The organism is Rhizobium chutanense, from assembly GCF_002531935.1.
GTDB lineage: Bacteria > Pseudomonadota > Alphaproteobacteria > Rhizobiales > Rhizobiaceae > Rhizobium > Rhizobium chutanense.
In genome coordinates this window covers 375,429-402,099 of record NZ_NWSV01000002.1, presented here as the reverse complement: position 1 = coordinate 402,099, position 26,671 = coordinate 375,429, and the positions used below count along the sequence as shown (strand labels likewise).

The 26,671-nt window shown below is 63.0% G+C and carries 25 protein-coding genes; 10 read left to right on the top strand and 15 right to left on the bottom strand.

Annotated elements, in window-relative coordinates:
- Window positions 1–68 precede the first annotated feature (68 nt).
- From CO666_RS04540 to leuA, 3 genes are all read left to right on the top strand, one after another.
- Window positions 69–653: an ATP-dependent Clp protease proteolytic subunit gene (locus CO666_RS04540; RefSeq protein ID WP_097610930.1), complete on the top strand. Its 585-nt coding sequence runs from the start codon at window positions 69–71 to the stop codon at window positions 651–653.
- 153 nt (window positions 654–806) lie between these two features.
- Window positions 807–2,036 carry a benzoate/H(+) symporter BenE family transporter gene (locus CO666_RS04535; protein WP_097610929.1) on the top strand — a complete coding sequence of 410 codons (1,230 nt, stop codon included), beginning with the start codon at window positions 807–809 and terminating at the stop codon, window positions 2,034–2,036.
- Window positions 2,037–2,378: 342 nt separating this feature from the next.
- Entirely contained in the window at window positions 2,379–4,103 is a 1,725-nt protein-coding gene (gene leuA / locus CO666_RS04530; protein ID WP_097610928.1) for a 2-isopropylmalate synthase, read from the top strand.
- Between the two features lie 199 nt (window positions 4,104–4,302).
- Here leuA and CO666_RS04525 read toward each other — a convergent pair whose 3' ends face one another.
- The 4 genes from CO666_RS04525 to CO666_RS04510 form a co-directional block, all read right to left on the bottom strand.
- Entirely contained in the window at window positions 4,303–5,142 is an 840-nt protein-coding gene (locus tag CO666_RS04525) for an anti-sigma factor family protein (protein ID WP_097610927.1), read from the bottom strand.
- Window positions 5,143–5,144: 2 nt separating this feature from the next.
- A complete protein-coding gene (locus tag CO666_RS04520; RefSeq protein WP_097610926.1) occupies window positions 5,145–5,654 on the bottom strand; it encodes an RNA polymerase sigma factor in 510 nt (169 codons plus the stop codon).
- A gap of 187 nt (window positions 5,655–5,841) precedes the next feature.
- Window positions 5,842–6,402: a tetratricopeptide repeat protein gene (locus CO666_RS04515; RefSeq protein ID WP_010069547.1), complete on the bottom strand. Its 561-nt coding sequence runs from the start codon at window positions 6,400–6,402 to the stop codon at window positions 5,842–5,844.
- Window positions 6,403–6,561: 159 nt separating this feature from the next.
- Window positions 6,562–7,470, bottom strand: coding sequence for a metallophosphoesterase family protein (locus CO666_RS04510; protein WP_097610925.1), 909 nt, complete (start codon window positions 7,468–7,470; stop codon window positions 6,562–6,564).
- 70 nt (window positions 7,471–7,540) lie between these two features.
- On the opposite strand from CO666_RS04510, the gene CO666_RS04505 reads away from it, so the two are divergent.
- Window positions 7,541–8,020 (top strand): NUDIX domain-containing protein, encoded by a 480-nt coding sequence (locus CO666_RS04505; RefSeq protein WP_097610924.1) that lies wholly within the window; start codon window positions 7,541–7,543, stop codon window positions 8,018–8,020.
- A gap of 6 nt (window positions 8,021–8,026) precedes the next feature.
- On the opposite strand, the gene CO666_RS04500 is transcribed toward CO666_RS04505, so the two are convergent.
- Window positions 8,027–9,013 carry a glutathione S-transferase family protein gene (locus CO666_RS04500; protein ID WP_097610923.1) on the bottom strand — a complete coding sequence of 329 codons (987 nt, stop codon included), beginning with the start codon at window positions 9,011–9,013 and terminating at the stop codon, window positions 8,027–8,029.
- Window positions 9,014–9,234: 221 nt separating this feature from the next.
- On the opposite strand from CO666_RS04500, the gene CO666_RS04495 reads away from it, so the two are divergent.
- Window positions 9,235–9,798 carry a GNAT family N-acetyltransferase gene (locus tag CO666_RS04495; protein ID WP_097610922.1) on the top strand — a complete coding sequence of 188 codons (564 nt, stop codon included), beginning with the start codon at window positions 9,235–9,237 and terminating at the stop codon, window positions 9,796–9,798.
- Window position 9,799: 1 nt separating this feature from the next.
- Here CO666_RS04495 and CO666_RS04490 read toward each other — a convergent pair whose 3' ends face one another.
- The 5 genes from CO666_RS04490 to CO666_RS04460 all read right to left on the bottom strand — a co-directional run bounded on the left by CO666_RS04490 (window position 9,800) and on the right by CO666_RS04460 (window position 17,315).
- Entirely contained in the window at window positions 9,800–10,216 is a 417-nt protein-coding gene (locus tag CO666_RS04490) for a GNAT family N-acetyltransferase (RefSeq protein WP_097610921.1), read from the bottom strand.
- 273 nt (window positions 10,217–10,489) lie between these two features.
- Complete coding sequence (locus CO666_RS04475) at window positions 10,490–12,559, bottom strand: hypothetical protein (RefSeq protein WP_097610920.1); 2,070 nt, start codon at window positions 12,557–12,559, stop codon at window positions 10,490–10,492.
- A gap of 1 nt (window position 12,560) precedes the next feature.
- Window positions 12,561–15,374 carry a DUF4159 domain-containing protein gene (locus tag CO666_RS04470; RefSeq protein ID WP_097610919.1) on the bottom strand — a complete coding sequence of 938 codons (2,814 nt, stop codon included), beginning with the start codon at window positions 15,372–15,374 and terminating at the stop codon, window positions 12,561–12,563.
- A complete protein-coding gene (locus CO666_RS04465) occupies window positions 15,371–16,291 on the bottom strand; it encodes a DUF58 domain-containing protein (protein WP_097610918.1) in 921 nt (306 codons plus the stop codon). Before CO666_RS04465 ends, CO666_RS04470 begins: the two co-directional genes overlap by 4 nt.
- Before the next feature lie 13 nt (window positions 16,292–16,304).
- Complete coding sequence (locus CO666_RS04460; protein WP_097610917.1) at window positions 16,305–17,315, bottom strand: AAA family ATPase; 1,011 nt, start codon at window positions 17,313–17,315, stop codon at window positions 16,305–16,307.
- A gap of 158 nt (window positions 17,316–17,473) precedes the next feature.
- Between CO666_RS04460 and CO666_RS04455 the strand changes: the two genes are divergently transcribed.
- Genes CO666_RS04455 through CO666_RS04445 form a run of 3 tightly spaced genes read left to right on the top strand, consistent with a single transcriptional unit; the run spans window position 17,474 to window position 19,994 of the window.
- Window positions 17,474–18,097, top strand: coding sequence for a DUF1285 domain-containing protein (locus CO666_RS04455; protein WP_097610916.1), 624 nt, complete (start codon window positions 17,474–17,476; stop codon window positions 18,095–18,097).
- Complete coding sequence (locus CO666_RS04450) at window positions 18,094–18,744, top strand: CoA pyrophosphatase (RefSeq protein WP_097610915.1); 651 nt, start codon at window positions 18,094–18,096, stop codon at window positions 18,742–18,744. Before CO666_RS04455 ends, CO666_RS04450 begins: the two co-directional genes overlap by 4 nt.
- Entirely contained in the window at window positions 18,741–19,994 is a 1,254-nt protein-coding gene (locus tag CO666_RS04445; protein ID WP_097610914.1) for a CCA tRNA nucleotidyltransferase, read from the top strand. The genes CO666_RS04450 and CO666_RS04445 overlap by 4 nt, the downstream gene beginning before the upstream one ends.
- A 74-nt stretch (window positions 19,995–20,068) precedes the next feature.
- Here CO666_RS04445 and CO666_RS04440 read toward each other — a convergent pair whose 3' ends face one another.
- The 3 genes from CO666_RS04440 to hemF all read right to left on the bottom strand — a co-directional run bounded on the left by CO666_RS04440 (window position 20,069) and on the right by hemF (window position 21,651).
- Window positions 20,069–20,254, bottom strand: a complete 186-nt coding sequence (locus CO666_RS04440; protein ID WP_010065608.1) for a DUF1059 domain-containing protein — start codon at window positions 20,252–20,254, stop codon at window positions 20,069–20,071.
- Between the two features lie 112 nt (window positions 20,255–20,366).
- A complete protein-coding gene (locus CO666_RS04435; RefSeq protein ID WP_064840017.1) occupies window positions 20,367–20,636 on the bottom strand; it encodes a hypothetical protein in 270 nt (89 codons plus the stop codon).
- Between the two features lie 103 nt (window positions 20,637–20,739).
- On the bottom strand, window positions 20,740–21,651 hold the full coding sequence (gene hemF / locus CO666_RS04430; protein ID WP_097610913.1) for an oxygen-dependent coproporphyrinogen oxidase: 912 nt from the start codon (window positions 21,649–21,651) through the stop codon (window positions 20,740–20,742).
- Window positions 21,652–21,826: 175 nt separating this feature from the next.
- Between hemF and CO666_RS04425 the strand changes: the two genes are divergently transcribed.
- A complete protein-coding gene (locus CO666_RS04425; protein ID WP_097610912.1) occupies window positions 21,827–22,087 on the top strand; it encodes a hypothetical protein in 261 nt (86 codons plus the stop codon).
- A gap of 3 nt (window positions 22,088–22,090) precedes the next feature.
- Here the strand turns inward: CO666_RS04425 and CO666_RS04420 are convergent, their stop codons facing one another.
- The gene (locus tag CO666_RS04420) at window positions 22,091–23,737 is read right to left on the bottom strand and encodes a Na/Pi cotransporter family protein (RefSeq protein WP_097610911.1); all 1,647 of its coding nucleotides are present in this window, start codon (window positions 23,735–23,737) and stop codon (window positions 22,091–22,093) included.
- A 191-nt stretch (window positions 23,738–23,928) separates the two neighbouring features.
- Window positions 23,929–24,390: a tRNA (cytidine(34)-2'-O)-methyltransferase gene (locus CO666_RS04415; protein WP_097611034.1), complete on the bottom strand. Its 462-nt coding sequence runs from the start codon at window positions 24,388–24,390 to the stop codon at window positions 23,929–23,931.
- A 389-nt stretch (window positions 24,391–24,779) separates the two neighbouring features.
- Between CO666_RS04415 and CO666_RS04410 the strand changes: the two genes are divergently transcribed.
- Window positions 24,780–26,636, top strand: coding sequence for an ABC transporter ATP-binding protein (locus CO666_RS04410; protein WP_097610910.1), 1,857 nt, complete (start codon window positions 24,780–24,782; stop codon window positions 26,634–26,636).
- Window positions 26,637–26,671: the final 35 nt, after the last annotated feature.

The following is a 26,671-nucleotide window of genomic DNA, read 5'->3' as shown; positions in this document are numbered from 1 at the left end:
CCCGCATTGTTTTAGGCATTGAGTCGCACTATGTGCGGGGAAGCCGAATTCATCTCCAAGAGGTTCGAATGAACGACGAAGACCAGGACGACAAGACCAAGGAACTGCCGCTCGGCAAGGAAACGGAGGCGAATCTTTTCAAGTCGCGTTCGATCTTCATCTACGGACCGATCAATCAGGAATTGGCGCAGAAGGTCTGCTCGCAGCTCGTTGCACTTGCCGCGGCCAGCGACGACGATATCCGCATCTATGTCAATTCGCCCGGCGGCCATGTCGAATCCGGCGATTCCATCCACGACATGATCAAGTTCATCAAGCCGAAGGTCTGGATGATCGGCACGGGCTGGGTCGCCTCGGCCGGCGCGCTGATCTATGTCGCGGCTCCGAAGGAGCAGCGCCTCTGCCTGCCGAACACCCGCTTCCTGCTGCACCAGCCCTCCGGCGGCACACGCGGCATGGCATCCGACATCGAGATTCAGGCGCGCGAGATCATCAAGATGAACGAGCGCCTGAACAAGATCATGGCTGCCGCCACCGGCCAGCCGCTCGACAAGATCGCCAAGGATACCGATCGCGACTATTGGCTCTCTGCCGAAGAAGCGAAGGATTACGGCCTCGTCTCGCGGATCGTGACGTCGCAGGCCGATATCTGAGTTTTCTCAGTCAAAACTGCCAAGAACCGCCCTTGCCTGCTGACCGCAGGCGAGGGTGTTTTGTTTTCGGATGATGCCTGCGGTCGCCTCTCGGCAAGGGCTGGGCGGAAAGGACCAAATCCGGACTTGCACGCGCGGCAATCATCATGCTCCATGCGCCATTCCGCAGTCACGAGTCCTGCCATGCGCAAAGATTTTTCCGTCCAGGCCCTGTTCATGGGGCTGCTGACCGCCTTCGTCGGCTCCGCCAGTTCCTTCGCCGTCGTGCTGCACGGGCTCGAAGCAGTGGGCGCCACGGATGCGCAGGCGGCGTCCGGACTGATGGCATTGTCGATCTCCATGGGCGCCTGCGCGATCGTGTTGAGCGCCGTGACGCGATTGCCGATCAGCATTGCCTGGTCGACGCCCGGCGCCGCATTGCTGGCAAGCACCGGCGCGATCGAGGGCGGCTTTAATGCGGCGGTGGGGGCGTTTCTCATCTGTGCCGCGCTGATCGTCGTTGCCGGCCTGTTCAAGCCGCTCGGCCGGGCGGTCGCCGCCATTCCGGCACCGCTTGCCAATGCGATGCTCTCCGGCGTGCTGATCGGCCTCTGCTTCGCGCCGGTGAAGGCAATCGGCTTCAATCCGCTGTTCGGGCTGCCGATCGTTCTCGCCTGGATCGTCGTCGGCGCCTTCAAACGGCTCTGGGCGGTGCCGGCGGCACTCGCCGCCTTCGCGCTGGTGCTGGCCTTCGGCGTCGATATCCCTGACGGCGCCTTCGCCTCGCTCGAGCGATCGCTGGTGCCGACGGCTGAAATCGTCCGGCCGGTGTTCAACTTTGCCGGCTTCGTGTCGATCGCGCTGCCGCTCTTCATCGTCACTATGGCCTCGCAGAACATTCCCGGCATCGCGGTGCTGAAGGTCAATCATTATGATCCGAAGCCCGGTCCGCTCTTTGCCGTCACCGGCTTTTTCTCGCTGCTGTCGGCGCCTTTCGGCGGCCACGCCGTCAATCTGGCGGCGATCACCGCGGCCATGTGCGCCGGGCATGACGCCCATGCCGATCCGAAGCGGCGCTATTGGGCATCGCTGATCGCCGGCGTCGGTTATATCATCCTCGGCTTGCTCGCCGGCGCGGTGACGGCCTTCGTCGCCTTGGCGCCTCCCATCCTGATCGAGGCGGTGGCGGGGCTGGCGCTGGTCGGCGCCTTCTCGTCCTCGGCCATGTCGGCCTTCCAGGCGCCGGAATCGCGCGAGGCAGCGGCAATCACCTTCCTCGTCACCGCATCCGGCATTTCCTTCGGCGGCATTTCGGGCGCCTTCTGGGGATTGATCGCGGGCGGCCTGATGCTCGCGCTGTCGCAGCTGGTGAAGATGGCGAAAGAGCGCTCTCAGTCGAAGTGAGGCAAGGTCGGCGCGCCGCGAGGGCTTGCCAGTTCCGCCGCCCAAGGTTATAAGCGCGGCCATGAAGACCACTGGCGCCAAGATTTCCGAGACGATTGCACGCGGCCGCATTGCCCTGCGTGACAACTCGCGCGCCCTGACCTCGCTTCTTCTCCTCGGCCTTACGCGCGGTTGCCGGGTCCTTTGAGGAGCGCCCGGCGGCCGAAAGCCCGCCGGCCATCGCTCCTCGCGACTCACTTTCAAAATTGACCTAATGACCGACGAAGGTCCGCATTTGTTTATCGCCAAGCCCGATGTGATCGGCTAAGAGCGGGACAAATGCCGGGACGAGGAGACAAGACAATGGACGCGAAGACGCAATCCTCCAAAAGCGCTGCAAAAGGCATGCCCGATGCGGCGGTGAAATACCGGCCCTATCCGCAGGTGAACATTCCCGATCGCACCTGGCCGACGAAAACCATCACCAAGGCGCCGGTCTGGTGCTCGGTCGACCTGCGCGACGGCAATCAGGCGCTCGTCGACCCCATGGGTCATGACCGCAAGGCGCGCATGTTCCAGCTGCTGCTGGAGATGGGCTTCAAGGAAATCGAGATCGGCTTCCCCTCCGCTTCGCAGACCGACTTCGATTTTGCCCGCTGGTGCGTGGAGGAGGGCAATGTGCCCGCCGACGTTTCCCTGCAGGTGCTGGTGCAGTGCCGCCCGGAACTGATCACCCGCACCTTCGACGCGCTGGAAGGTGCCAACCGGCCGATCGTGCATTTCTACAATTCGACCAGCGAGCTGCAGCGTCGTGTCGTCTTCGCCAAGGATGTGCAGGGCATCAAGCAGATCGCCGTTGATGCCGCCAAAATGATCACCGACATGGCGGCCAAGGCCGGCGGCGGCTACCGTTTCGAATATTCGCCCGAAAGCTTTACCGGCACCGAGCTCGAAGTGGCGCTGGAAATCTGCAATGGCGTCATCGAAGTCGTCAAGCCGACGCCCGATAACAAGCTGATCATCAACCTGCCGTCCACCGTCGAGATGGCGACGCCGAACGTCTATGCCGACCAGATCGAATGGATGTGCCGCAACCTCGACAATCGCGAGAACCTGATCATTTCCCTGCATCCGCATAATGATCGCGGCACAGGGATTGCTGCCGCCGAACTGGCCTTGCTGGCGGGCGCCGACCGCGTCGAAGGTACGCTCTTCGGCAATGGCGAGCGCACCGGCAATGTCGACGTGGTGACGATGGCGCTGAACATGTTCACGCAAGGGGTCGATCCCGGGATCGACTGCTCGAACATCGAGCGCATCAAGGAAGTGTTCGAATATTCGAACCAGATGGCGATTGCAGAGCGCCACCCCTATGTCGGCGAGCTGGTCTATACGGCCTTCTCCGGCTCGCATCAGGATGCGATCAACAAGGGCATGAAGGCCGCGCAGGTCGCCAACCATCCGGTCTGGGAAGTGCCCTATCTGCCGATCGATCCGCGCGACGTCGGCCGTTCCTACGAGGCGATCATCCGCATCAACTCGCAGTCCGGCAAGGGCGGCATCGCCTATATCCTGCAGCAGGATTACGGTCTCAACCTGCCGCGCAACCTGCAGGTCGAGTTCCGCGAGGACATCCAGCGCATCACCGATGTCGAGGGCAAGGAGCTTCCCTCCAAGCGCATCTATGATCGTTTCATCGAGCGCTACGTGACCCAGCCCGATGCGCGCCTCAAATTCGTCGATCACCACACCTATCCCGACACCGAGCGCAAGGGCCAGCGGATCGTCGCGGCCGAGATCACCGATAATGGCGAGATAAAGCGCATCGAGGGACACGGTAACGGCCCGATCGACGGCTTCATCAACGCGCTGTCGCATTATCTCGGTATCGAGATGTCGGTCGAGGACTATTCCGAGCATTCGCTGCAGCACGGCTCGAACGCGGCGGCGATCTCCTATGTCGAGACCTCCTATCCCGGCGGCAAGCTCTTCGGCGCCGGCATCAACACCAACATCGTCGCGGCATCGCTGGAAGCAATCGTCTCAGCGGCCAATCGTGTGCTCGAGCTGAAGGCCGGAAAGGCCTGATCTTGGAAAGATTCAGGCCGCGACCGTTTTGTTGCGGCGCGGCCTGACGATTAGGTTGGCTTCGTTGCGTCTTCACTGAGCAAGAGCAATAAAGGCGTGCCGTGTGGCCCCCTCAACCGACGGCGGAGGGGCGGCGGGTGCTGACGGTCGATTTTGGTTCGCTGGCACGCTCACCATTCGCCGCATAGGATAGGCGGTATCAAATCGCCGTGGCGATTTTCATGGCGAGCTGGCCGAGGGCGGCTTCGGCGGAGGGGCCGGCAAGCACGTAGGACGTGCCGGCATTGTGCCATGTGACAAGACCGATCTCGTCCTTGATCGTTTCCTTGAAGTCGTCGGCCTCCGGCGGCAGCGCGTCCTTGCGGAAGCAGATGGAGATGACGTCGCCGTCGGCGTTGGAATAGACGAGCTGGCCGACAGGGCGGCTGTCACCGAGAATGACGCGGGCGCCCTGGAAAGTCCAGGATTCGGCGCTGAGATCGGGCACGCGGAAAGGCACGCCGATCGCGGTCGTCAGCCAGCTGGAGATTTCCTCGGCCTGCGAGGCGGGCACTTCGACGAGATGACGGGGCTGACGGATCAGCAGCCGCTGATAGGCGGTGACGTCGCCGAGCCAGTCGTTGGTATTGGCAGGTGCTGCGGCGGTCGTGGTGGCGACCTCGTCGGCATCCGGGCTGATGCCGACGAAATAGCCGATGCCGCAACCGACGGCGAAGAGGATGAGAGCGGCGGCCAGCGCTTGCGGGCCGCTCGGCGCCAGTTTTACTTGCGGGCGCGTGGCGCGCTGGGCGATCGGCGTCTTCGGCGGTTGCGTGCTCTTGATCGAGCGGACGAGGGCGAGCGGCACCGGCTCCTTCAGGATATCGTCGAGGCGGCGGCGGCCGAAATCGGCGCCGTGGCGCAGCCTCTCATGCAGCCGGCGTGCGTTCTCGTCGTCTGCCAGGCGCTGCTCCAGCTCGTGGCGCTGTTCGGGCGAGACCTCGCCGTCGAGAAGGGCGGTGAGCTGGGCTTCGAGCGGCAATTTCCTAAGATCGGGCAAATTCAATACCTGTGGATCGGGTGAGTGTCGGCGAGCCCGGCAAAATGCAGCCTGGCGGTGGCAAGCTGCGAGACGACGTTTGCCACTGGCGTGCCCATGATGTCGGCCGCCTGCTGGTAGCTGTGGCCTTCGACGTCGACGAGCAGGAACATGCTGGAGAGGCCCTCCGGCATATCGGCGATCATGCGATGGATCGCGTCGGGATCGACTGCAGCCGAGCGCTCGCGCGCGGCTTCTCTGATATCGGTGACGTTGCCGCGGACGGAAGCCTTCGGCTTGCGCTTGCGGCTGTCGTCCGTCCACTGTTGGCGGGCAAGCGTATAGATCCAGCTTTCCAGCCGGCCTTCACCGCTCCATTGATGGCCTTTGGCGATGGCGCGCTGACAGACTGCCTGAACGAGTTCGTCGGCCACGGCAGCCTCACCCGCGAGCGTGATCGCGAAACGGCGAAGGCGGGGCAGAAGGCCGACGAGATCACGCCGGAGGTCGATGGTCGTTGCGGGTTGACGCATTGTCTATCCAAGAAGCATTCACAATGGTTTCGCGGACGAAGGGTTCGCCGTCGGGCGCGAAGCCGGCCTTATCGACGCCGACGATGCATGTGCTTTATGAAACAAGTCTCCTGCACTGCGCAAGCATTCGGCTGTCTTCATCCCCTTTTCTCGAGGGATTTTCGTATTATGGTCCACAAAACTTGCGTCAATATGTCTTGTAGCCATTCAAGCTCTGCAGCAGAGCGCGATAGGCCCATGTGCCTTCGCCGCCGCGATCGCGGATTTCGACGAGCTGGACGCGGGCCCCCTGGATATCTCCCTGTTCCACCAGCGCCATGCCCATGTAGGAGCGGGCGAGGATGTAGTTTTCATCCGCCTGCAGCGCCTTGCGGTAATAGGACATGCCGAGCTCCATGCGGCCGGCCTTGCGGTTGGCGTAGCCGAGATAGTTCAGGATGCGCGGGTCGTTCTGGTTGCGGGCGAGATTGAGCACTGTGATGGCGTTCTCATACTGGCCGGCATAGGCAAACTCCCGGGCAAACTTATAGAGATCGTCGTCATTGAAGCTGCTCTTCTTCGGGTTGACGCATTCCTTCTTGGCCTTGTCCCAGACCTTGCCGCCGGTGCAGGTCTTGGTCGTCTCGGTCTTCGGCGGCGGATTGGTGTCATCATTGCTGCCGCCGACCGCAAAAGCGGCCGTGGCAATGCCGAAGGCGAAGCCGGCGGCGAGGGAAAGTCTGGACAGGTGACGGAAAGAAGAAGTCATCGGCGGGCTCCGTTCTGAGGCAATGCGGTTGGCCGGATTGTACGCTTACGATTAAAAATACCAAGGGGGTAAGCGGTCTCTGCGGCAAATGTTGCCACGATGGTCCGATGTCTTCTCAGATCGATTCAAGTTCTGGATGAACAGAGTCCGGATCCGGCGCTAACGCGCGAAAATATCGACGCTTTCCGGCATCACCGCATCGCCGGACCGGTTGAGGCTGAAGCGCTCGCCGCTGAGCTCCCAGGCGCCGGGAGAACCATCGATGGAGAAGAGGTTGTAGGCGCCGGGCGGCTTGATGCTGCCCGGCCCCTGCGAGGCCGAGGCGATGCCGACGACAGGCACCGGCTGCACTTGGCCGCGCAGCCAGTGCAGCGTGTTGAGGTGCGTATGCCCGTGCAGCACCAGCTCGGCGCCGCCGGTCGAAATCACCGCTGCGAAGCGGCGAATGCCGATCATGCGCTTGTAGAAGGTGGTGGCGCCGCGGATCGGCGGATGATGGATCATGACGACGCGGAAGAGACCGGCCTCGCCGGCCGCGCGCAGCATGTTGACGGTATCGCGGGCCTGGCGGGCGCCGAAAAAGCCGGAGGCGGCAAAGGGAGGTGTCGCGACCGCCGTCGAGCAGCCGACGATCGCGACTTTGCCGCGGATGCGCAGATAGGGGAAGATATGGCGATCCTCCTGCCATTGCGGCGGAGCGAGGTCGCCGCGGACATAATCATACCAGGCGCGCATCGACTTCTCGTAGGCACCGGGCACATAGGCGTCGTGATTGCCGGGAACGACCGAGGTGTCGGCGGGGTCGCCGAGTTCGCGCAGCCAGGCGGCGGCGGCGCGGATCTCGATGCCGCTCGCCAGATTGACAAGGTCGCCGGTGACGGCCAGATGATCGGCCTGATGGGCGCGGATGTCGTCGAGCAGCAGATCCAGCGTGCTGCCGAAAAGGTGCTTGCGTCGATTTCGATGCCAGTTCACAAAGCCCGTTATGCGTTTTGAAAACAGCTCCTGGATGGAAAGACGGGGCAGCGGCCCGAGGTGGACGTCGGAAATATGCGCGAGCTTGAACATGCTACGAGACATAGACCAGCTTATTGACAAATCAAACACATCCGGCGCGATGAAGGGCTGAAACGATACGATGGTGGATAAAGAGAAGCGGCCCCCTCACATCAGGCTGGCCTTGCGCCTCCTGCATGTCTATTTCTCCTTCGCCCGCGGCATGACGATGGGTGTCAGGGCCGCCTGCTTCGATGCGGAAGGGCGGATTTTCCTGGTGCGCCACAGCTATGTCGGCGGCTGGCATATGCCGGGCGGCGGGCTGGAACGCAACGAGACGGTCGAAGAAGCGCTCGCCAAGGAACTGCGCGAAGAGGGCAATCTTAGGATCATCGGCAAACCGCAGCTGGTCCAGGTCTATTTCAACACCACGACCACAAGGCGCGACCATGTCGTATTCTACCGGGCGAGCGTCGAGCAGACGGCGCCGCGCCCGCCGGATTGGGAAATCTCCGACAGCGGCTTCTTTTCCCTCGACGACCTGCCGGCGGGCACGACGGAGGCGACGCATCGCCGCCTGGCCGAGTTGCGGGGCGAGCAGGAGCCCGACCACCGCTGGTGAGAGGTTTCAGGCGGCATTCAGCCTGGCGCGACCATGCGGACTGTCGAGATCGAGCGCCGGGCCGACGGGGACGATTCCGGTCGGGTTGATCGTCTTGTGGCTGCGGTAATAATGCTGCTTGATGTGCTTGAGGTTCACCGTCTCGGCAACGCCTGCCGTTTGATAGAGATCCCTGAGATAACCGGGCAGATTGCGGTAGTCGGCGATGCGGCGGATGTTGCACTTGAAATGGCCGACATAGACGGGATCAAAGCGCACCAGCGTGGTGAACAGGCGCCAGTCGGCCTCGGTCAGCCTGTCGCCGACGAGGTAGCGGCTCTTGCCCAGGCGTTCGTCGAGCATATCGAGCGTCTCGAACAGCTTGCCGACATTTTCCTCATAGGCGTCCTGGGTGGTGGCAAAGCCCGCCTTGTAGACGCCGTTGTTGACGGTGTCGTAGACGATGGCGTTCAGCGCGTCGATTTCGGCGCGAAGATCCTCAGGATAGAAATCGGCCTTCGAGCCCGTCAGCCCGTCGAAGGCGCTGTTGAACATGCGGATGATTTCGGCCGATTCATTGTTGACGATCGTCCCGGTCTTCTTGTCCCAAAGAACGGGAACGGTCACACGGCCGGAATAGTGCGGATCGGCCTTGGCGTAGATCTGCCAGAGCGTTCCAGCGCCGAAGAGATGATCGCCGGTGGCGCCATCGCCGGTCTTGAACTCCCAGCCGTTTTCGACCATCAGCGGGTCGACGACGGAAACCGAAATCAGGTCCTCCAGCTTCTTCAGCTTGCGGAAGATCAGGGTGCGGTGCGCCCAGGGGCAGGCGAGCGAGACATAGAGATGGTAGCGCCCGGCCTCGGCCTTGAAACCGCCGCTGCCGGAAGGGCCGGCGGCGCCGTCCGATGTCACCCAGTTGCGGAACTGCGAGGGCTGCCGTTTGAACTGACCCTTGCTCTCCTTCGTGTCGTACCAGACGTCATGCCAGACGCCGTCCACCAGCATTCCCATAATCTTCATTTCCTTCATTGGCGTGTCGGGACCGAAGTTAGCTGAGATAGCGGGGCTTTGCAGGCGGTAAAGATTGAACAGTGCGTCACGCCGTTCACATAATCCGGATGCTGCCGTGTGCATTTTGCGTTGGACGGCGGAAATTTTTCCTGCTATCGGCCTTGTCACGATTTGAGAGACCCCTGCCTGATGTTCATTTCCAGAAACCCGCGACGACGCTGATGCTCCCGAACGCCCAAGGCGTGTTCGAGACCCATCCATCTGTCCATCCGGTTTCTGTCATCATGTACAAGCACGATCTCGTCTACCTCACCGAAGACGCGTCTCATGACGCTGCCATCGAACACATCAACGAAGAAGCCTTCGGTCCCGGCCGCTTCACGCGCGCCGCCGCGCGGATCCGCGAGCAGGGGCCGCATGACCTGTCGCTCTCCTTCATCTGCACCGATAACGGCGAGACGATCGCTTCCGTGCGGATGACGCCGGTGCTGGCCGGCAGCGTGAAAGGCCATCTGCTCGGCCCGCTCGCCGTCCGCCCCTCGCACAAGAACCAGGGCATCGGCCGCGAGCTGGTGCGGATCGCGGTCGAGGCGGCAAGACGCAAGGGTTCGGAAGCCGTCATCCTGGTCGGCGACCCGCCCTATTACGGCCCGCTCGGCTTCGAGAAGGTCGCCTACAGCGCGCTGTCCTTTCCAGGACCCGTCGATCCCGGCCGCGTGCTCGTCGTTCCGATCGCCGAGGGCGTGCACGAGCGGCTGAAGGGCATCATCGCCTGGCACGGATGATTTAGAGATTTTTCCGGAGGAAGCTGCGTGTGCGGCCGTCCGGGAAATCCTCAAGCTCCCCGAAGACCTCATAACCCTGACGCAGATAGGCTCGCAGGGCCTGCGGGCTGAACGTATCGATCCAGGCGCCGCGGCAGCCCCGGGCTTTCGCCTCTTCTTCTGCTTTGGCGAGGATCTTGCCGGCAAGGCCAGTGCCGCGCAGCGTCTCGGGAATATAGAGCATCTGGGTGAAGAGCCAGCCCCAGGCGGTAAAGCCAGAAAGACCGCCGGTCACCTTGCCATCGGTGTCGCGGATGAGGACGGCAAGCGGCCGGCGATCGGAAGGGCCGACATCACCGGTATTGAAGGCCGAGAGCGCATCGGTGATAGCAGCGAGTTCCTCCGGCGAGGGTGAGGCGGTTAGCTCGAATGCCGGCATGAGTGAGAGCCTTTCCTGGTCAGATTGAAGCATTCTGCCGGAGCAGGTTTTCGTCAGGGCAAAGGCGATTGGCGAAGGGCATACCCCTTGGTACGTCCGAGCCGATCGCCTTTGCCCTGACGGAAAGATGCCCGGCCCTTCGGGTTGGCTGAAACGGGCCGGCTGATCGACCGGCCGGCTTGGCCGTAGAGCTGGGCTACGACACGCGCCGGCCGGTCGACCATCCGACTCCGTTTGAGCCAACAGAATGCTTCAATCTGACCAGGAAAGGCTCTAACGCCCTTCGCGCCACCACATGGTTCCGAAGGCGAGCAGCAGAATGCCGACGCCGGCAAAACCGGCAAAGAGCGGCAGCGTGTTGATGCCCTTCAACACCGTCTCGCTGGTCATGCGGATCATCATGCGATCATTGTCGGCGACGCGCACCTGACCGCGCACCGGCAGGATCGGCGGTACGTTGATCCTGCCATTTTCATTGGCAACGCGGGTGACGAGACCCTTGCTTCTGTCGGCCACTGGCTTCAGCACATCGGTCGTCGAGATCATCGCCTTGAATTCCGGTGCGTCGACGGCGCCGATATGCACAAGCGTCGACAGCTTGCCGTTGCGGATTTCGAAGAGGCCGATTTCGTCCATCCGCTTCTCGGCCTTGTAGAGCCCGGGTTCGGATTGGGTGAGCGCCAGGGTTTCGGTCTTGCCGGAGGGATAACGTACAGTGGCGTTGCCGGGATTGTCGCCGATCGTCTGGCGCGTGACTTCAAGTGTCCGGCCGGAGGCGCGCGCCGTCAGCGCTTCTTCCTCGAGCGCCGGCTCCTTCATCAGCCAATGGGCGATACGGCGATAGAGCGACACATTCGGACCGCCGCCTTCGAAGCCGCGCGCCCACAGCCAGCCCTGGTCGGAAAGCAGCATGGCGACGCGGCCCTGGCCGGCGCGGTTCAGCACCAGCAGCGGATGGTTGTCGGCGCCGAGCATGATCGTCTCGCCCTGCGGCCGGTCGACATCGACGCTGCGGAACCAGCGGCCCCAATGCGGCGGATCCTCGCCCGAACCGTCAAGGCCGCGGGTGACGGGATGTTTGCGGCCCTCCTCCGAGAGGCGGGGATAGAAGGCTTTTTCGATCATTTCTCCGGTGGGCGTTGCGGGCAGGACCGAGGAAAGCGGCGTCAGTGCGATGGAATCGGGGCCGGCATGCTCGGGACCGGCGGCGATCAGCAGCGCGCCACCATTGTCGACATATTGCGCGATATAATCGTAATAGAGCAGCGGCAGCACGCCGCGGTGCTGGTAGCGGTCGAAGATGATCAGGTCGAAATCCTTGATCTTGTCGACGAAGAGCTCCCGCGTCGGAAAGGCGATCAGCGACAGTTCGTTGATCGGCGTGCCGTCCTGCTTTTCCGGCGGACGCAGAATGGTGAAGTGGACGAGGTCGACCGAGGCATCGGATTTCAAGAGGTTGCGCCAGGCGCGTTCGCCGGCATGCGGTTCGCCGGAGACGAGCAGGACGCGGAGATTCTGGCGGATGCCGTCGATGACGTGGACGGCGCGGTTGTTGGCGGTGGTGACCTCGCCGGGAAGAGCTGCGACCGAGAATTCGAGCACGTTGCTGCCGCCGGCCGGCACCTTGAACGAGAAGGGCGTATCCTGGCCGGGCGTCGCCTGCAGGGTGGCGATCTCGTCACCGTTCAGCTTCACCGTGACATTGGCCGTGCCGCCGGGGCTCGGGCCGTCGTCGAAGACGCGCAAGATTACCTGCTGCTCCTCGTTGACGATGCCGAAGCGCGGCCCCTTGATGACTTCGATGCGGCGATCGAATTCGTTGGCTTTGCCGGTGATGAGGCCGTGGATCGGCGCGTCGAAACCGAGCGCCTGATTGGCAGCCGGGACATCATGGACTTCGCCATCGGTCAGCATGATGGCGCCGCCGATACGGGCGGGCGGGACATCGGCGATGTTGGCAGACAGCGCGTCGAATAGCCGGGTCGACGGCACGTCTGAATTGACGTCGCCTTCGACGTCGACGAAGCGAGGTTCGATCTGGGGGAAGCGGGCGAGCTGTCCTTTCAAGGCTGCAAGCGCATCGTCTGTCGTCTTGACGCGATCGGGTGTCTGCTGGCTCTGGCTTCGGTCAACGAGAACGGGGACGATGGTCGACAGCTGGTCCCGGTCCTCCTGCAACAGGACGGGATTGGCAAGGGCGGCCAGCATGGCGAGTGCCGCCAGTGTCCGGATCCAGGCGCCGCGAATGCCGCGCCAGATCGCCAGGCCGGCTATGATGGCGCTGACGGCAGCCAGTGCGGCCAGAACCGGCCAAGGCAGGAAGGGCGAAAAATCGAACGTCATCTCATTGCCCTAACCGTTCGAGAAGGTCGGGAACATGAACCTGGTCGGTCTTGTAGTTGCCGGTCAGCATATACATCATGATGTTGACGCCGGAACGATAGGCGTATTCGCGCTGTGTTTCATCGGATGGCACGGTGGGCAGCATCGGTATGCCGTTGTCGTCGATTGCCCAGGCACCGGCGAAATCATTGCCGGTGATCAGGATCGGCGAAACGCCGTCGGCCGTTGCCGCCGATTTTTCGGTGGCTTCGCGGCCGCCCTGCCGAGCCTCGATCCAAAGCGGGCTGCCGGTGTAGCGACCGGGAAAGCTCGACAAGAGATAGAAGGACTTCGTCAGCACGTGATCCGACGGCACCGGCTCGAGCGGCGGAATGTCGAGATTGCCGAGGATTTGCTGCAGCCTTTGGCCGTTGGCGCTGACATTGCCGCCATTGTCCAGTGCGCTGATCTGATCGCGCGTATCGAAAAGCACGGTGCCGCCATTGCGCATATAGGCGTCGATGCGGCTGATCGCCGCCGAAGACGGCATCGGCGCCGTCGCCGAAACCGGCCAGTAGATGATCGGATAGAAGGCAAGCTCGTCCTTGGTGAGGTCGATGCCGACCGGCGGCGCCGGCTCCAGCGTGGTGCGAAAGGTCAGGAACTGGGTCAGGCCCTCGAGGCCGCGCTCGGATATATTGTCCACCTCCTGTTCACCGGTGACGACATAGGCGAGGTGCGTGTTGTCGAGCCTTTGCAGGATGAGGTCGTCGCCGGGCCGGGAGTCGTTGGCGTGAAGCGTGCCGGCTTGCATGAGAAAGCCGGCGCCGAGCGCAATAGCGATCATCGCCGCAGTGCGGACAGCCGGGCGCGAGCGCGAGAACGCGCCGTTCATGAAGAGCACGACCAGGCTATCGGCGAGCAACAGCAAAAAGGCTGCGAGAAAGAGCGCGGGCTTTGCCGACCAGCTTTCGCCGCCGATCAGGCCTTCGCGCACGGCATTGGTGCCGGTGGTGTCGAGCGGCGTCAGTTCGGCATTCTCGGGCAATACGTTCAGCGAAGTGAAACCATCCTCCGAACCGTAGAGCCCGGGCGGGTTGTCGAAATTCGCCGTCGGTTCGGTTCCGGCCTGCGGGATGAGCGGCCGCGCCGCGCCGGTCTCGGAGACGAGCGTGCCCTTGGCCGTCAGCATGCGGAACGGCGGCAGGGTCTCCGAGACACGCGCATTGCCGCGCGCCTCCGAGGTAACGCCGCCCGAGCGCGATATCTGCAGCAGGTGGCGCAGCATGTCCACGAAAGTGCCTGAGATCGGCAGATCGGACCAGGTCGCTTCCGCCGTGACATGAAACAGGACGATCTGGCCGGAGGCGAGCTGTTTCATCGTGACCAGCGGCGTGCCGTCAGCCAGGCTCGCCCAGGTGCGTTCGGCAAGATCGGGCGTCGGTTCGGCCAGCACCTGCCGCTTGATGACGACATCGGCGGGGCGCGTTATGCCGGCGAAAGGCCCGAAACTCGGAAATTCGGCAAGCGACTGCGGCTCGCTCCAGGACAATGTGCCCCCGAGCGCCCGTTCTCCCTGGCGCAGGATGACAGGGATCAGCGGATCGTCCGCGGGGGCTGCCGCCATGCGCGGACCGGCGAAGCGCAGCAGCATGCCGCCGTTCGATATCCAGCGGGTCAGAGGTTCGTAGGTCTCCTCCGGCAGCCGGCCGATATCGGCCATGATGATGATGGAGGGATTGTTGGCGAGAAGTTTCGGTATGGCGACCGAAAGATCGGAATCGCTGGGTTGGATCAGATCAGCATAGGGTTGCAGCGCCCGCTGGATATAGTAGAGCGGCGAGAGCAGCGGCTGGAACTCATCCCCGCCTGCACCCGACAGCAAGACGACGCGGCGGCGCTTGAATGCGTCGTCGAGAAGATGGACCGCGCCCGCCGTCGCGCCGTTATCGACGCTGACGCGGGCGAAATCGTTGCGCATCTCGAAAGGTGCGGTGATCGAACTGGTTGCAACGCTCTGGCCGGGACGGAAATCCACCCTGCCGTTGGCGATCGAGCGGCCCTGGCTATCGACGGCGTTCAGCGCCACGGATGCGGCATGCGAGCTGTTCAGGCGTGTAACCTTGACGGTCATGGCATCGGCCGCATTGTTGGCCGCGGTGATCGCGACCGTCCGTGCGGCATCGCCCTCGATCAGGCGGAGATCGGCGGGCTGGAGTTCGGCGAGCCTGCGTACCGTGGCGTCGTCTGCCTTGGCGGCGGCGCCGTCGCTCAGGAAGGCGAGGGTGCCGGGCTTGATGCCGTTCAGCGCGGCGCGCAGCGCCTGGAAGGCGCGTTCGCGGTCCGGCACCAGGGGCCGCGGCTCGGCGGCGCGCAGCTTGTCGCGAGCGCTCGCTGCGGTGCCGGGTACGGCGTCGTTGGTGGGATCGGCGGTGAAGGCGATCGACACCGGTGTGCCGGCGGATTCTGCATCGTCTATCAACGCGTCGGCAGTCTGGATACGGCGTTCCCAATCGGGCGCCGCCGCCCAGCTGTTGTCGACGAAGAGGACGAGCGGGCCGCCGGATGCGAGCGAACTGGTGCGCGGATTGAAAACCGGATCGGCGATCGCAAGGATGATGGTGGCGGCGAGCAGCATGCGCAGCAGCGTCAGCCACCAGGGGCTTTGCGCCGGCGTCTCCTCGCGCTTCAGCACCGATGCGAGGATCTTCAGCGGCGGGAAGACTTCGGTCTTCGGCCGCGGCGGCGTCAGCCGCAGCAGCCACCAGATGACGGGCAGGGCGACGAGCGCGCCGAGAATGGCGGGATAGGCGAAAGCGAAGGGAAGGGCGTTCATAGCTGCCCTCCATGCGTTGCCTTGGCCGGCATGCCGGAAAGATACATATGCACCGCGACCAGCGCCTCCGAGGCAAGATGATCGGTGCGGTGCGTCGCAAAGGTCCAGCCGAGATGGCGCAGCGATTGGCCGAGGCCGTCCCTGCGGGCGAGATAGGCGTTGCGATAGGCCTCTCTTACGTGTTCGGCGCGGCCGGAGATGAGCTTGGCGCCGCTCTCCGGATCGGTGAATTCGGTGCGGCCGCTATAGGGGAAGATCTCCTCGGCGGGATCCGCGATCTCGACCACGTGGCCGCGCAGGCCGCGGCGGGCAAGCGGACCGAGACGCTCCATGATCGCCGGGGCGTCGTCGAGGAAATCGCCGATGAGGACGAGGTCGCTCCAGCCGCGGATCATCGCCGTTTCCGGCAGGCCGCCGGTCAGCGGCGTGTGCATGAGCGCGGCTGCAAGGCGCTCGGCGGCGTTGCGGGCGGAGACGGGTTCCATGATGCCGGGGCAGCCGATGCGCTCGCCGGAGCGGGCGAGGATTTCGGCCAGCGCCAGCATGACGACCAGCGCGCGGCTTTCCTTGGAGACGCTGCCATAGCTCGACTTGTACATCATCGAGGGCGACATGTCGCACCAGAGCCAGATCGTGTGGGCCGCCTCCCATTCGCGTTCGCGCACATAGGTATGGTCGTCGCGGGCGGAGCGGCGCCAATCGATGCGCGACAGGCTTTCGCCCTCGGCATAGGGACGGAACTGCCAGAAATTTTCGCCGATGCCGCGTTTGCGGCGGCCATGCCAGCCGGCGATCACCGTGTTGGCGATGCGCTTGGCCTCCACCAGGCAGTCCGGCACCAGGGCGGCCCGCTGCCTGGCGCGGGAAAGGGCATCGCTGCCTGGCGTCGGGTTGACGATCTGTCCGATAGATGCCACGCGTCCGGCTTCCTTATCCCTTTGCCTGCTTGACCAATCCGGCGATGACGTCGCGCACCGACATGCCTTCGGCGCGGGCGGCGAAAGTCAGCGCCATGCGGTGCTGAAGAATGGGTTCGGCAAGCGCGAAGATATCGTCGAGCGACGGCGCGAGACGGCCTTCATAGAGCGCGCGGGCGCGTGCGCAGAGCATCATCGCCTGGCCGGCGCGAGGGCCCGGGCCCCAGGCGACGTTCTTGTCGGTCGAGGCATTGCCCTGTCCGGGGCGGGCGGAGCGCACCAGCGCCAGGATGGCATCGACGACCGTGTCGCTCACCGGCATCTGGCGCACCAGGGTCTGGATTTCGATCAGCCGCTGCGCGTCGATGACGGCTTCCGGCCGGGTTTCGCCCAAACCCGTCGTCTCTAGCAGGATCTGGCGCTCGGCGGCGAGCTCGGGATAGTTGACGTCGACCTGCAGCAGGAAGCGGTCGAGCTGGGCCTCGGGCAGGGGATAGGTGCCCTCCTGCTCGAGCGGGTTCTGGGTGGCAAGCACGTGGAAGGGCGCCGGCAGGTCATAGCGCTGGCCGGCGATGGTGATGTGATATTCCTGCATCGCTTGCAGAAGGGCCGACTGGGTGCGCGGCGAGGCGCGGTTGATTTCGTCGGCCATCAGCAGCTGGGCGAAAACAGGGCCCTTGACGAAGCGAAAAGAGCGGCGTCCACTGTCGTCCTGGTCCATTACCTCGGAGCCGAGAATATCCGAGGGCATCAGATCCGGCGTGAACTGGATGCGGTTGGCGGCAAGGCCGAGAACTTCGCCAAGCGTCGTCACCAGTCTGGTCTTGGCAAGGCCGGGGACGCCGACGAGCAGGGCATGGCCGCCGGAGAGCACGGCGAGAATGGTGTTCTCGACGACGCTTTCCTGACCGAAGATGACCTTCGAGACTTGTCCGCGGATGGCGGCGATATCGGAGAGCGCCTTCTCGGCGGCGGCGACAATCGCCTTTTCATCGAGGCTGGCTTCGGTCTTCATCATACCCACGGGCATCTCCAACGGCTGAAATCATTCGGCAGCGAATCGGCGGACTTATACATCTGCCTCATACTCGATAGAGTTATGGAGATGCGACGGGCTGACAAGTTCGTTACGAATGACTATCTCGTGACTTTACTTCGTTAAGGACAAACCGGGACGGAAGAATGGCAGCCGAAGAAATCAGCGGACAGGCGGATGCGGCGGGACTTGCCGCAATGATTTCGCGTGCGTCTGCGGAAAGTAGCGGAAAAAAACGCGGATTGCCGCCGGTCGAGCGGTGGAATCCGCCTTTCTGCGGCGATATCGACATGGAGATCAGGGCCGACGGCACCTGGTTCTACATGGGCACGCCGATCGGCCGGCCGGCACTGGTGCGGCTGTTTTCGACGGTTTTGCGGAAAGACGACGACCAGAAGACCTATCTCGTAACTCCTGTGGAAAAGGTCGGGATCAGGGTCGTCGACGCGCCTTTCATCGCCGTGGAGATGAGCGTAACCGGGGGGCAAGGCAAACAGGTGCTGACATTTCGCACCAATGTCGGTGATGTCGTGGAGGCGGGGGACCAGCATCGGCTGCGCTTTGCCATTGCGGACGGCAATGCCGAACTGAAACCCTATCTGCATGTGCGCGGGCGGCTGGAGGCGCTGGTGTCGCGTGCGGTGATGTACGAACTGGCGGCACTCGGCGAGATCCTCGACGTGGAGGGGCGGGCGATGTTTGCGATCCGCTCGGCCGGCGAGGTTTTCCCGGTCATGCCGGCCGACGAACTGGATGCTCTTTGCCGATGAATGATGCGATCACCCACCGTTATCCGCTGTTCTCAGCAGCCGAATTCCGCCGCCGCGCGTTCAATCAGAATGGCGGGCCGGTTGATCACGCCTGGCGCGATCACGGCGACCATATCCTCAATCCCGATATCGTGGCGGAGGTCGCGACCTTCAAGCTGCGCGACGCAGCCGTGCTCGTGCCGGTCGTCGACGACGGCGACGAGGCGCGTGTGATCTTCACCAAGCGCACGACGACGCTGCGCAAACATTCCGGACAGATTGCCTTTCCCGGCGGCTCGATCGATCCCGCCGATATCTCACCCGAGATGGCGGCGATCCGCGAGACGGAGGAGGAGATCGGTCTCGCCGGCTCCTTCGTCGAGACCGTCGGGCGGCTGCCGAATTATCTTGCCTCGACCGGCTTCCGCATCACGCCGGTGCTCGGCGTCGTCACGCCCGGCTTTGCGCTGACGCTGAACCCGACCGAGGTGGACGATGTGTTCGAGGTGCCGCTTTCCTTCCTGATGAACCCTGCCAATCATAGCCGCGACAGGCGTGTCATCGACGGCATCGACCGGCATTTCTACCGCGTGCCCTATGAAACCAGAATGATCTGGGGCATCACCGCCGGCATTGTCCGCACGCTTTATGAAAGGCTTTATGCATGACCGGCCTTGCCGACCAAGCATGGTTTCGCGACCCGGCGCTCGCCCGGGTCCTGGCACTTCTCAATACCGATGACGGGGAAGGACGGGTGGTTGGCGGCGCGGTGCGCAACAGTCTGATGGGGCTGCCGGTCAGCGACATCGACGTTGCCACGACGCTGACGCCGGAGATCGTGATGGAGCGGGCAGCAGTGGCCGGCATCAAGGCGGTGCCGACAGGGCTGCAGCACGGCACGGTGACGCTCGTCATCGATGGCAAGCCTTTCGAGGTGACGACGCTGCGCACCGATGTCGAGACCGACGGGCGCCGCGCCAAGGTCGCCTTCAGCACCGATTGGAAGGCCGATGCAGAACGGCGCGACCTGACGATCAATGCGCTCTATGCCGACGCCGGGGGAGAAGTGGTGGATCTGGTCGGCGGGCTTGCCGATATCGAAAAGCGTAACATCCGCTTCATCGGCGATGCGGCCAGGCGTATCGCCGAGGATCATCTGCGCATCCTGCGCTTCTTCCGCTTCTTTGCCTATTACGGCTCCGGACGGCCGGATGCCGAAGGGCTGAAGGCCTGTGCGGCGGCGCGTTCGAAGCTGAAGACGCTGTCGGCAGAGCGCGTCTGGTCGGAGCTTAGAAAGCTGCTCGGGGCTGCCGAACCCGGCCGGGCGCTCCTCTGGATGCGGCAGATGGCGGTGCTGACGGAAATCCTGCCGGAATCGGAAAAATGGGGGATCGATGCGATCCCCTTGCTTGTTGCCACCGAAAAGGCGCTTGGCTGGACGCCCGATCCGCTGCTGCGCCTTGCCGCGATCGTGCCGCCCGATGTGGCGCGACTGGAGGCGCTTGCAGCCCGGCTGAAGCTCTCGAATGTGGAAGCGGCCAGCCTCAAGGCCTGGGCGATGGCAGCGCCGGTCAATGACGAGATCTCGTCGGCTGCCTTCGAACGGCTGCTCTATCGCAATGGTCAAGACGGCATCATAACACGGCTGAAGCTGGCGCTCGCTGTTGCGCGCGGCAAGGCTGAAGGGGATCTCGGCGAAATGGCGCGGTCGGCGCGGCTCACCAAGCTCCTGGATCAGGCCGCGAACTGGAAGAAGCCGCAATTTCCGCTGAATGGCGGCGATGTGCTGTCGGCAGGCATCGCGCCCGGCCCGCGCGTTGGCGAAGTGCTTGGCAGCCTGGAAAGCCAGTGGGTTGAGGAAAATTTCGCGTCCGATCGGGCAGCACTGCTCGCCCGGCTACAGGAACGGACGCGATAAAGGCCATGGCCGTCGCATCCGGTCGATGCGGCGCGCCTCAACTTGCTTTCATCCGTGCATCTGCCCACCGGCGATCAGGCGGCGTTTGCTTCGTCGCGGATGCGGGCCTTGATATTATCAACCATGTTCTCGCGTATGGTCGTTTCACCGTGAGCGCTCTTCATGTGCTCGACGGCGCGGCGGACCACTTCGGCGTCATTATCCGCCCGGGTATGCCAGGCGCAGCCGGGAACGAGCGTGCCGCATTCGAAAAGTCGCATGGTTTTCTCCTCTGTCTGGAACGCAACGGCCCTCGCGCTTTCACGCGATTGATGAATGTGCGGAGGAAGAGAAGGTTCCGGCCGGCTTGACGTGTCGACCGGAGAAGGTCTTTCAGTCGGGCATCGCCCAAGCTTTGTAAGTATCGGAAAGCTGGCCGGGCATGTTGCTGTTGGCGGCCGCAGCTTCATTCTGCAGTTGTTCCGGCGATTTTCCGCCGGCCAGTTGCAGCTTGACCTGCTCGATGAAGCAGGACAATGGCAGATCCGAGCCGCTCTTGGCCCGTAGCTTCTCGGCGATGCGCGTCAAAAACTCGGATGTGTCGATCGTACGGGATGTTTCCTGGACATCCGTGGACGCAGGCGAGCCACTTTGTATCGTCATGACAATCCTCCTCCGATTGTTACGCACATACATATAAAGTTAGGACGCACTGATTTTTCTTGAAGGTCTATCACCTCGAATTTATTGATGAGATATCACAGTCTCACGGCCAGCGGACGACGGGGGGCAATGACGAGAGAATGGATTCAACGTTGCCGCCGGTCTTCAGGCCGAAGATGGTGCCGCGATCATACAGCAGATTGAATTCGACGTAACGGCCCCGGCGGATCAATTGTTCGTCGCGGTCGGCCTCCGTCCACAGCTTGTTGAAGTTGGAGCGGACGATCTTCGGGTAGACCATGGCGAAGGCGCGGCCGACATCGCGCGTGAAGGCGAAATCGGCGTCCCAGCCGCCGGCCTCCTCGCTCGAATGCAGCCAGTCGTAGAAGATGCCGCCGATGCCGCGGGCTTCGTTGCGGTGCTTCAGGAAGAAATAGTCGTCGCACCAGGCCTTGTAGGCGTCGTAATCGGCGACGGCGTGGTTGCGGCAGGCGATCTCCATGGCCTTGTGGAAGAGCTTGGTGTCCTCGTCCTCCTGTGTGCGGCGGCGCGACAGCACCGGCGTCAGGTCGGCACCGCCGCCGAACCAGCGGCTTGATGTGACGACCATGCGCGTGTTCATATGCACGGCCGGAACATTGGGGTTGACGGGGTGGGCGATCAGCGAAATACCCGAGGCCCAGAAGCGCGGATCGTCCTTGGCGCCGGGTATCTGGCCGCGAAAGTCCGGCGAGAACTCGCCGTGGACGGTGGAGGTGTGAACGCCGACCTTCTCGAAGACGCGGCCTTCCATCATCGACATCCGGCCACCGCCGCCGTCGCCGTTTTCGCGCGACCAGTCCTTGGCAACGAAGCGGCCGGGTTCCTGGTCGGAAAGCGGCCCTTCCAGCTCATCCTCGATGGCCTCGAAGGAGGCGCATATCGTATCGCGCAATCCTTCGAACCAGTTACGGGCGGCCGCCTTCTTCTCTTCGATATCGTCCGGCAGGCCGATCGGCAGTTCCGGTCTTTCCATGTCACGCCTCCAGCGACCGGTCCCTCTCAGGAGACGACTCGCTCATTCTTGATTGCACGTTCGGTTTAACAGGTGGCGCCGCACCTCGCCAAGCCGGCGGTACAGGCGGGTACAGCCAAGATTCGACTCGCAAATCAAGGATTTCGATACTACCTTTCCTGAAGAGGTAGGTTTGATGGCAAAAATTCCAGGACCTCCGTCCTTCGACGGCCTGAAGCGCAGAATGGCGAGACACCGCGCGGAAAATCCTCCCCGCAAGAAAGACCATTTCGTCCGTGAGACATATTGCCTCGGCCTGCTCGACGCACGCGCCAAGGCGCGCGAATGGTTCGACGAATATCCGAAAGCAGCCTATTGGACTGAGGTGGAGAGCTGGCGCCAGCTCGATGGCGACCACATCGAATTCACCATGCGCCGCCTGCCGACGGCCGACTGACCATTACTCCGCTGCGGGCCGCACCCGGCTTTCGATCAGCAGGCCGCTTTCATCCATGATCGGATGCGCTACTGAAACGATGTGGGCGTTGATGCGCTTGAGGTCGCGCAGCATGTCGAGATGCAGCGAACTGGTCTGCAGGCTATCGGCGCGGCCGTCGCGCAGGCGTTCGAGATGGCGCTCGGCCGATTGCTTCTCCATCCGGCGAACCTCGACCTTCACCTCCATCATCTGCCGCGCGAGATTGAAATCGCGGGTGACGAAGATCGTCTGAGCGACGCGCAGATTGTCGATCGTCAGATCGAACAGCTTGCGCAGTTCCTGATGGCCGTCGTCGGAAAATTTGAGCCCGAGGGAGATTTTCTTCGCAACCTGCTCCGCTAGGCCTTTCTCGATGATATCGCCCATATGTTCGAGATTGATTGCATAATCGATGACAACGATCGAGCGGCGGGCGTTCTCGTCGGTGAGACCTCCGTGGCCGAGTTTAGAGAGATAGACCTTCACCGCTTGCTGCAGGCGGTCGACTCGCTCTTCGAGGGGCGGGATCTCAGCGAGTTTCGATGCATCGCCATGTTCGAAAGCGGCGCTGACTTGGATCAGCATGCGTTCGATCAGGTCGCCTACACCGAGCACTTCGCGGGTGGCGCTGGTCAGCGCAACGACCGGGGTCGAAAGCTCCTGCGCATCCAGATATTTCGGGGCGTTGTCGGGCTCGGGTTGATCCGGCACCAGCCGGGCCATCAGGGCGGCGAGCCGCCGCGAGAAGGGCCAGGCGAGTGCCGCCAGCAGAAGGTTGAAGGCCAGATGCGCATCGACCGGCAGCTTGGCTGGCCCGAAAGGCAGCATCTGGATGAGTTCCGCGCCATAGCCCGCAAGCGGTAGGGCGAGCATGCAGCCGATGGTGCGCACGATGAGATTGCCGAGGGTGACGCGTCGGGCCGAAACCGGGCCGGAGAAAGTCGCAATGACAGGCGGTATCGCGCCGCCCAGATTGGCGCCGAGCACGAGCACGATGACGAGTTCGGGGGAGATGAGGCCGGCCGATGCGAGCGACAGGATAAGGACGACCACTGCGAGGCTCGAGGAGGACAGGAAGGCCAGGGCTGCCGAGAAGAGCAGCGCCACGGGCAGGGCGCCATCCAGCAGTCCGATGAAGGCGGCGAGAGCCGGAGAAGCGCGCATCGGTTCGGTCGCGAGGCCGAGAAGGTGCAGCGACAGCAGCATCAGCCCGATGCCGATCAGCGCTGCGCCGCCGCCTTGACTTGTGCTGGAGCGGCGACGGTAGAGCACGATGCCGGCCAGGATCAGCAGGGGAGAGAGCCATTCGATGCCGGTCGCGACGATCCAGGCGGTGATCGCGGTGCCGACATTGGCGCCAAGCAGGACGATCTGCGCCATGCGCGGCTTGATCAGATCACGCTCGACGAAGGATGCGGTCATCAGCGCTGTTGCCGTGGAACTCTGCAGCGCGACGGTTGCGACGAGGCCTGACAAAAAAGAACGAAGGCTGCCGCGGGTGCCGCTTGCCAGCCCCGTTCTCAGGCGGGCGCCGAAAGCCCTGGACACGCCATCCTTCACCTGCGCGAGGCCGAACAGCAGCAGAGCCACGGCGCCGAACAGGTTGATCATGACAATTGTGGAGTCCATTTGTTGTTTTTGTTCTTCTTTCGTAGGCCTGGAGGAGTGTACGCCCGGCTTTTGCCTTCCCAAGCTGTTGAAATCATGGAGGCAATGTGATTCTTTTGATTGCTCGGCTAATAAATATAGCCTTGTTTGGCGGATTGACAACGTCATTTTGCGACACATGACGGCCGGTCGTTCCGCCAAGGTGGTGTCGATCAGGCCCAGACGGTCTGGCGCATCGCCTCGCCGACGATCATTGCGGCCGAGACGGCGACGTTGATCGAGCGCTGGCCTTCGACCATCGGGATCAGGATGCGGGCATCTGCGGTCTCATGCACCGGATCCGGCACGCCGGCGCTTTCGCGGCCCAAAAGCAGGATATCGTCGGGGCGGAAGGCAAGGTCGGTGTAGCGATCGGCAGCTGTCGTCGAAGCGAGGATCAGGCGGCGGCCGGTGGTCAGACGCCATGCCTCGAAGCGGTCCCAGCTGACATGGCGGGTTAGCGCAGCGGCGGCGATATAATCCATGCCGGCGCGTTTCAAATTTCGGTCGGAGACGTCGAAACCGGCGGGCTCGATCAGATCGACCGCGAAGCCGAGGCAGGCGGCAAGCCGCAGGATCGTGCCTGTGTTGCCTGCTATATCCGGCTGATAGAGTGCCAGTCTGAGGTCCGTCATGATGTGCCGCCGTTTTGTTTTCGTTTCGATGCGAATGGCGTAATCCAACCGTCATTTCGGAGCAACAGGGGCCATTTGGTCCCGAGATGTTCAATTTACGCCATTGGGGGGCTGGAAATTTCGCGGTTTTCGCGGTATCCATGCACGTCTTCAATCGCCAGCAGGGAGGGCCGACATGAATATTTTGCTCCATATGCGCTTTCCCGCCGTGATGCCGATCAAGGCGACATGGCGCCGCTAGTGCGCATTTCTTCCTGAAATCCCCTTCTTGATCCATTGTGCGGCTGTTTCAGCCTCGCCCCTTGAACGTTCGGTTCCCATATGTGCTTGCATGGCGCCGGGATGGCGCGAAGCCGGGAGCCGAAACGCTGACGTTTCGGAGCAATTTCATGTTTGGCTGGTTCGAACAGCGACTCAATCCCTTTCCGAGCGAGGAGCCCGTCGCTCCGCCGAAGGGCCTCTTTGCCTTTTGCTGGCACTACAGCAAGCCGGCCGCACCCTGGCTTTGCCTGATGGCGATGCTGACAGCCTCGATCGCTGTCGGCGAAGTGGCGCTCTTCCAGTTTCTCGGCGATATCGTCGACTGGCTGACCAATGCCGACCGCGCCACCTTCCTGCAGACGGAAGGCCACAAGCTTTTCTGGATGGCAGCGCTGGTGCTGGTCGGCTTGCCGCTGGCCGCCGGCCTCGATTCCCTCATCATGCACCAGATGCTGCTCGGCAATTATCCGATGAGCGCCCGCTGGCAGATGCACCGTTTCCTGCTGCGTCACAGCATGACGTTCTTCGCCAACGAGTTTGCCGGGCGTGTCGCGACAAAGGTGATGCAGACCTCGCTTGCCGTGCGCGAAACGGTGATGAAGATCCTCGACGTTTTCGTCTATGTCGTCAGCTATTTCCTGACGATGATCATCGTCATTGCGGCGGCCGACTGGCGGCTGATGATCCCGATCCTCGTCTGGCTCGCCGTCTATATCGGCATCGTCTCTTATTTCGTGCCGCGGCTTCGCAAGATCGCGGCGACGCAGGCGGATGCACGCTCGATGATGACGGGGCGCGTGGTCGACAGTTACACCAATATCGCCACCGTCAAGCTGTTTTCGCATGCCGGCCGCGAGGAGGTCTATGCCAAGGAGGGCATGGACGAGTTCCTGCAGACCGTGCACAAGCAGATGCGCAAGGTGACGCTCTTCCACATCAGCGTCTACCTGAACAACTGCGTCGCACTTTTCGTGGTCTCGGGCCTGTCGATCTGGTTCTGGCTGAACGGGGCGATCTCGGTCGGCGCGATCGCCATTGCCATCGGTCTTGCCATGCGCGTCAACGGCATGTCGCAATGGATCATGTGGGAAGTCTCGGCGCTGTTCGAGAATATCGGCACGGTCTATGACGGCATGGAGATGATGAGCAAGCAGCACGACATCGTCGACAAGCCGGGCGCGCCCGTCCTGACGGCGAAGAAGGGCGCGATCCACTACGAGCGCATCCGCTTCCACTACGGAAAGAGCAAGGGTGTCATCGACAATCTGTCGCTCGACATCAAGGCGGGCGAGAAGGTCGGTCTCGTCGGGCGCTCGGGCGCCGGCAAGACGACGCTGATGAACCTGCTCTTACGCTTCTACGATCTGGAGGCTGGCCGCATCACCGTCGACGGGCAGGATATATCGGACGTCTCGCAGGAAAGTCTGCGCTCGCTGATCGGTGTCGTGACGCAGGACACCTCGCTGCTGCACCGGTCGATCCGCGACAACATCGCCTACGGCCGGCCGGAGGCGACCGATGCCGAGGTGATCGAGGCCGCCAAACGCGCCAATGCCTGGGAGTTCATCGAGGGGCTCGTCGACATGCAGGGGCGCGAAGGGCTCGACGCGCAAGTCGGCGAACGCGGCGTCAAGCTCTCCGGCGGCCAGCGGCAGCGCATCGCGATCGCCCGCGTCTTCCTGAAGGACGCGCCGATCCTGGTGCTCGACGAGGCAACCTCGGCGCTCGACTCGGAAGTCGAGGCGGCGATCCAGGAAAACCTCTTCGCCCTGATGGAGGGCAAGACGGTGATCGCGATCGCCCACCGGCTTTCGACGCTGACGGAGATGGACCGGCTGATCGTGCTCGACAAGGGGCGGATCATCGAAGCCGGCTCGCATGGCGAACTGATCGAAAATGGCGGCATCTATGCCGACCTGTGGAGCCGCCAGTCCGGCGGCTTCCTCTCCGATCACTCCGAGGAAGCGGAAGAGGCGGCGGAATGACGATCGCCCCTTCCCGCGAAAGCGGGGAGGGCTTC

Coding starts and splice junctions, on each gene's coding strand:
- CO666_RS04540 (WP_097610930.1), top strand. CDS start 69: ATGAACGACGAAGACCAGGACGACAAGACCAAGGAACTGCCGCTCGGC.
- CO666_RS04535 (WP_097610929.1), top strand. CDS start 807: ATGCGCCATTCCGCAGTCACGAGTCCTGCCATGCGCAAAGATTTTTCC.
- leuA (WP_097610928.1), top strand. CDS start 2,379: ATGGACGCGAAGACGCAATCCTCCAAAAGCGCTGCAAAAGGCATGCCC.
- CO666_RS04520 (WP_097610926.1), bottom strand. CDS start 5,654: ATGCGTCAACCCGCAACGACCATCGACCTCCGGCGTGATCTCGTCGGC.
- CO666_RS04515 (WP_010069547.1), bottom strand. CDS start 6,402: ATGACTTCTTCTTTCCGTCACCTGTCCAGACTTTCCCTCGCCGCCGGC.
- CO666_RS04510 (WP_097610925.1), bottom strand. CDS start 7,470: ATGTTCAAGCTCGCGCATATTTCCGACGTCCACCTCGGGCCGCTGCCC.
- CO666_RS04505 (WP_097610924.1), top strand. CDS start 7,541: ATGGTGGATAAAGAGAAGCGGCCCCCTCACATCAGGCTGGCCTTGCGC.
- CO666_RS04500 (WP_097610923.1), bottom strand. CDS start 9,013: ATGGGAATGCTGGTGGACGGCGTCTGGCATGACGTCTGGTACGACACG.
- CO666_RS04495 (WP_097610922.1), top strand. CDS start 9,235: ATGCTCCCGAACGCCCAAGGCGTGTTCGAGACCCATCCATCTGTCCAT.
- CO666_RS04490 (WP_097610921.1), bottom strand. CDS start 10,216: ATGCCGGCATTCGAGCTAACCGCCTCACCCTCGCCGGAGGAACTCGCT.
- CO666_RS04475 (WP_097610920.1), bottom strand. CDS start 12,559: ATGACGTTCGATTTTTCGCCCTTCCTGCCTTGGCCGGTTCTGGCCGCA.
- CO666_RS04470 (WP_097610919.1), bottom strand. CDS start 15,374: ATGAACGCCCTTCCCTTCGCTTTCGCCTATCCCGCCATTCTCGGCGCG.
- CO666_RS04455 (WP_097610916.1), top strand. CDS start 17,474: ATGGCAGCCGAAGAAATCAGCGGACAGGCGGATGCGGCGGGACTTGCC.
- CO666_RS04450 (WP_097610915.1), top strand. CDS start 18,094: ATGAATGATGCGATCACCCACCGTTATCCGCTGTTCTCAGCAGCCGAA.
- CO666_RS04445 (WP_097610914.1), top strand. CDS start 18,741: ATGACCGGCCTTGCCGACCAAGCATGGTTTCGCGACCCGGCGCTCGCC.
- CO666_RS04440 (WP_010065608.1), bottom strand. CDS start 20,254: ATGCGACTTTTCGAATGCGGCACGCTCGTTCCCGGCTGCGCCTGGCAT.
- CO666_RS04435 (WP_064840017.1), bottom strand. CDS start 20,636: ATGACGATACAAAGTGGCTCGCCTGCGTCCACGGATGTCCAGGAAACA.
- hemF (WP_097610913.1), bottom strand. CDS start 21,651: ATGGAAAGACCGGAACTGCCGATCGGCCTGCCGGACGATATCGAAGAG.
- CO666_RS04425 (WP_097610912.1), top strand. CDS start 21,827: ATGGCAAAAATTCCAGGACCTCCGTCCTTCGACGGCCTGAAGCGCAGA.
- CO666_RS04420 (WP_097610911.1), bottom strand. CDS start 23,737: ATGGACTCCACAATTGTCATGATCAACCTGTTCGGCGCCGTGGCTCTG.
- CO666_RS04415 (WP_097611034.1), bottom strand. CDS start 24,390: ATGACGGACCTCAGACTGGCACTCTATCAGCCGGATATAGCAGGCAAC.
- CO666_RS04410 (WP_097610910.1), top strand. CDS start 24,780: ATGTTTGGCTGGTTCGAACAGCGACTCAATCCCTTTCCGAGCGAGGAG.